This is a genomic window from Demequina sp., assembly GCF_024642165.1.
In the GTDB taxonomy this organism is placed as follows: Bacteria; Actinomycetota; Actinomycetes; order Actinomycetales; family Demequinaceae; genus Demequina.
The window spans coordinates 1-4,036 of sequence record NZ_JAHEBP010000091.1; the positions used below are offsets into that span (position 1 = coordinate 1).

4 protein-coding genes and 1 pseudogene are annotated in these 4,036 nt (G+C 68.0%); 4 read left to right on the forward strand and 1 reads right to left on the reverse strand.

Annotated features, from left to right (window positions below; all coding sequences use genetic code 11):
• From Q0L54_RS08640 to Q0L54_RS08655, 4 genes and pseudogenes are all read left to right on the forward strand, one after another.
• Positions 1-497, forward strand: a pseudogene (locus tag Q0L54_RS08640) (hypothetical protein); the annotation flags it as partial.
• A gap of 30 nt (positions 498-527) precedes the next feature.
• Positions 528-1,517, forward strand: coding sequence for a ribonucleotide-diphosphate reductase subunit beta (locus Q0L54_RS08645; protein WP_296667217.1), 990 nt, complete (start codon positions 528-530; stop codon positions 1,515-1,517).
• A gap of 227 nt (positions 1,518-1,744) precedes the next feature.
• Positions 1,745-3,016: a multidrug effflux MFS transporter gene (locus tag Q0L54_RS08650; RefSeq protein ID WP_296667220.1), complete on the forward strand. Its 1,272-nt coding sequence runs from the start codon at positions 1,745-1,747 to the stop codon at positions 3,014-3,016.
• A gap of 50 nt (positions 3,017-3,066) precedes the next feature.
• The gene (locus Q0L54_RS08655; RefSeq protein WP_296667222.1) at positions 3,067-3,675 is read left to right on the forward strand and encodes a DJ-1/PfpI family protein; all 609 of its coding nucleotides are present in this window, start codon (positions 3,067-3,069) and stop codon (positions 3,673-3,675) included.
• A gap of 36 nt (positions 3,676-3,711) precedes the next feature.
• Here the strand turns inward: Q0L54_RS08655 and Q0L54_RS08660 are convergent.
• Positions 3,712-4,036, reverse strand: a 325-nt coding sequence (locus Q0L54_RS08660; protein WP_296667225.1) for a hypothetical protein, incomplete at its 5' end; no start/stop codon positions are given.

Consider the following 4,036-nt stretch of genomic DNA (forward strand, 5'->3'; position numbering starts at 1 on the left):
CGGCCGGTCCGGCGCGCAAGGGCTTCGGCGGTGCTCGCAAGGGCTTCGGCGCCGCCAAGGCGGCGGCCCCTGCGGCCCCCGCCGGCGCCGATGCGGCCGTCGTGGTCGAGGCGCCCGTGGCCGAGCCCGTCGAGGCGCCGGTCTCCGCGGCGCCCGCCGCTCGCGGCTTCGGCGGCTTCGGCGCCGCGAAGGCGGACACGCCCACGGCGGAAGCGCCTGCGGCTCCCTCGCGGCCCGTGGTCTCCTCGGCCCCGGCATCGGTCCTGTCGGCGGTGGCGATCCAGGCCTTCGCCGCCTCACCCCAGGAGCAGCCGGCGGTTCCGCCGTCCTCGCTCCCGGCGCCCGCCCCCGCATCGGAGCCGGCGGCGTTTGCGCCGCAGAGCGCGACGGTGCTCAATGTGGTGGAGACGGTCGCCTCGGGCGACACTGAACTGGTGGGCGGAGTCGCCTGCCCCGTGGACCCGATGGAGCGGCTCCAGTGCGAGTCGTGCCAGTAGCCGTTCGATAGAGACAGGAGACTTCACAACATGGGCATTCTTGGAAGCGGCGTGCAGGACGGACTCCTGCTCAAGCCGATCACCTATCCCTGGGCGTACGACCTCTACAACCAGGCCGTCGCCAACACGTGGTTCCCCAACGAGATTCAGCTGGGTGAGGACCTCGCGGACTTCAAGAAGATGACGGAGGAGGAGAAGCACGCCATCACGTACCTGATGTCGTACTTCAACCCCAACGAGCTTCTGGTGAACAAGGCGCTCGCGTTCGGCGTCTACCCCTACATCAACGCTCCCGAGGGTCATCTGTACCTCGCCAAGCAGATGTGGGAGGAGGCCAACCACTGCATGTCGTTCGAATACGTTCTCGAGACGTTCCCGATCGACCGCGAGGCCGCCTACGGGTCCCACGTGACCGTCCCGTCCATGGCCGCCAAGGAGGAGTTCGAGGTCAAGTTCATCAAGCGGATGACGGAGGAGACCCTCGACATCAGCTCGACGGAGGGCAAGAAGGACTTCATCCGCAACCTCGTGGCGTACAACATCATCCTCGAGGGCATCTGGTTCTACTCGGGCTTCATGGTCGCGCTCTCGTTCCGCCAGCGGAACCTGCTGCGGAACTTCGGGTCGCTGATGGACTGGATCATCCGTGACGAGTCGCTGCACCTCCAGTTCGGCATCAACCTCATCCTCACCGTGCTCGAGGAGAACGAGGACCTGCAGGACCCGGAGTTCGCGGAAGAGATCCGCCAGATGATCATCGGGGCCGTCGAGATGGAGGAGCAGTACAACCGCGACCTCCTTCCCAAGGGCATCCTGGGACTCAACTCCGACTATGTGAACCAGTACGTCAAGTACCTGGCCGACCGTCGGCTCGAGGAGCTCGGATTCGACTCGCACTACAACGTGTCCAACCCCGCCAAGTGGATGGCCACCGCGAACGACACCCTCCAGCTGGTGAACTTCTTCGAGGCCACCAACACGTCGTATGAGGTAAATGCCCAGGCCACCAAGCAGCACTAGACACATGTCCAACAGGCTGTAAACTGGTCGAAGACCACGAGACGCCCGGCGCAGAGCGATTGGCTCCGCACCGGGCGTCTCGGCGTCTCCCGGCAACCGCGGGAATTCATCAGCCTCTCCATCGTTGAGGTACAGGGGAAGTCCCGGCGAGATCGCCGCGCGGACGCCCGCACCCAGCCAACGGAGGCCGATCCGTCGGCCACCTCTATGTCGAACGAAGGCCTTGCATGAGCGTCACCCTGGACCGGCCCGCAGCACCCGCAGCACCCGCGGCCGTCCCCACCCGCAGCCCGGGCAACGCTCTTCCGCGACGCGACAAACTGGTCTACATCCTGCTGCTGAGCGCGCTCGTCGCGCTCGGCCCGTTCACGGTGGACCTCTACCTTCCCGCGTTCCCCAACGTCGCGGCGGACCTCGCGACCACCGAGGCCGCCATCCAGCTGACCCTCACGGCCACCATGGTGGGCTTCGGTCTCGGCCAACTGGTGGTCGGGCCGCTGAGCGACTCCCTGGGCCGCAAGCGGCCGCTCATCATCGCCACGCTGCTGCACATCGTGGCCTCGGTCGCGGTGGCCTTCGCGCCATCGGTCGAGTGGGTGATGGCCGGACGAGTGGTGCAGGGCATCGGCGCCGCCGGAGGAGCGGTGGTCGCGATGGCGATCATCCGTGACCTCTTCGCTGGCCAGTCGCTCATCCGGATGCTCGCCCGCATGGCACTCATCACGGGGCTCGCGCCCGTGCTCGCCCCCGTGATCGGATCGCAGCTCCTGCGCGTCATCGACTGGCGCGGCGTGTTCATCGTTCTGGGTATGTACGGCGTGCTGGTGGTGATCGCCGCCAGCGGATTCCTCCGCGAGACCCTCCCGGTGGAGCGCCGCGGCGGTACCTCGCTGACCGCGTACCGCGCGCGCTACGCGCGCCTGCTCGGCGACGCCTCGTTCGTGGGCATCGCCATCGTGGGCGCGATGACGTTCACCGCGTTGTTCTCCTACCTGTCCGCATCGTCGTTCGTGCTCCAGGAGCTGTTCGGCCTGAGCGCCCAGGAGTTCGGGATCGCGTTTGGCGTGAACTCGATCGGGCTGGTGATCGCCAACCAGACGTCCGCCCGCATGATGCGCGTGTTCCCCCCGCGCGCCGTCACCACGGTCGGACTCGCCACCATGCTGATCGGCTCGGTCGCGCTCATCGTCGCCGACATGCTGGGGATGGGACTCCTCGGGGTCCTGGTCCCGCTCTTCTTCGTGGTCGCCTCGGTGGGCCTCATCATGCCCACCGTCCAGATCACCGCGCTCGCCAATCACGGTGCGGAGGCCGGCACCGCGGCGTCGCTCATCGGCGCCATGAACTTCGGCGTCGCGGGCATCATCTCGCCGCTCGTGGGCGTGCTCGGCGTCTCCGTGGTCTCGATGGCCGTGGTGATGGTGGGTGCGCTCATCGTCGCCAACGTGGTCTTCTGGACCGTGGTGCGGCCCCGCGTGCAAGCCTCGGTCATCGCCTGACGCCAGGCTGTACGCGGCCCCGCACCTCGTCGCCCGCTAGCGTGGGTCCCATGACGATGCGCGTGGTCATCCTCCTGTTCGACGGCTTCGACGTCATCGATGCCGGGGGTCCCTACGAGGTGTTCCTTACCGCGTCGCGGCTGCTCGAGCGTGACGGTGCCGCCCCGGCATACGAGGTGCTGCTGGCGAGCCCCGGTGGGATGGACATCGGGGCCTTCGGCGGCATGACCCTGACCCGGCTCGTCGACTCCGACGCGATCGGCTCCTGCGACATCTTGTTGGTGCCCGGGACCATCGACGTGGCCTGCGCCCTGTCCGACAGCCGGCTGCGCGAGACCATCGAGCGTCTCGCCGCCAGCGCGCCCATGACCGCATCGGTGTGCACGGGCGCGTTCCTGCTCGCGCGGGCGGGCCTGTTGGCCGGAATCACCGCCACCACGCACTGGGAGGATGTCGCCGACCTCGCGGCGTGCGAGGACATCGGCGGGGCGGTGCGTGGCGTGCGCTGGGTCGATGCCGGCGCGGTGCTCACCAGCGGTGGCCTCACCTCTGGCATGCATCTCGCGCTGCACCTGGTGGCACGCACCCAGTCGCTCGAACTCGCTCAGAGGACGGCTCGGCAACTCGACATGACGTGGAGCCCCGACCCGGCGATGTAGCGCAAGCTGCGCGCCGCATCACCTCGTGCACGACAACTAGTCGACGAGCCCGGCCTCAGGAGTGATCGTGAGCAGCATGGTGTCGAGCAGGAAGCTGTCACCGCCGCTGTACACGTCCAACACGTGCGCACCGGCGCCGACGCTCGCGGGCTTGAAGGCCTTGACGTCCGTGCCCAGCGAGTTCGAGAAGGCGGAGCCGAATGCCGTCGAGTCCGCGGCGTTGCCCGGGTTGCCGCCGATCAGGCCGGTTCCGGACCAGGCCCATGGGTTGAGGATCTCGCTGTCGATCGCCACGCGGGTGTCCTGCTGGCCGCGGTCGGCCTCCCAGGCCACCCAGCCCAGCTTCACGGTCGACGGCGCG

Excerpts from the sequence above, each read along its gene's own strand:
- Q0L54_RS08655 (WP_296667222.1), top strand. The coding sequence starts at position 3,067 with ATGACGATGCGCGTGGTCATCCTCCTGTTCGACGGCTTCGACGTCATC.
- Q0L54_RS08645 (WP_296667217.1), top strand. The coding sequence starts at position 528 with ATGGGCATTCTTGGAAGCGGCGTGCAGGACGGACTCCTGCTCAAGCCG.
- Q0L54_RS08650 (WP_296667220.1), top strand. The coding sequence starts at position 1,745 with ATGAGCGTCACCCTGGACCGGCCCGCAGCACCCGCAGCACCCGCGGCC.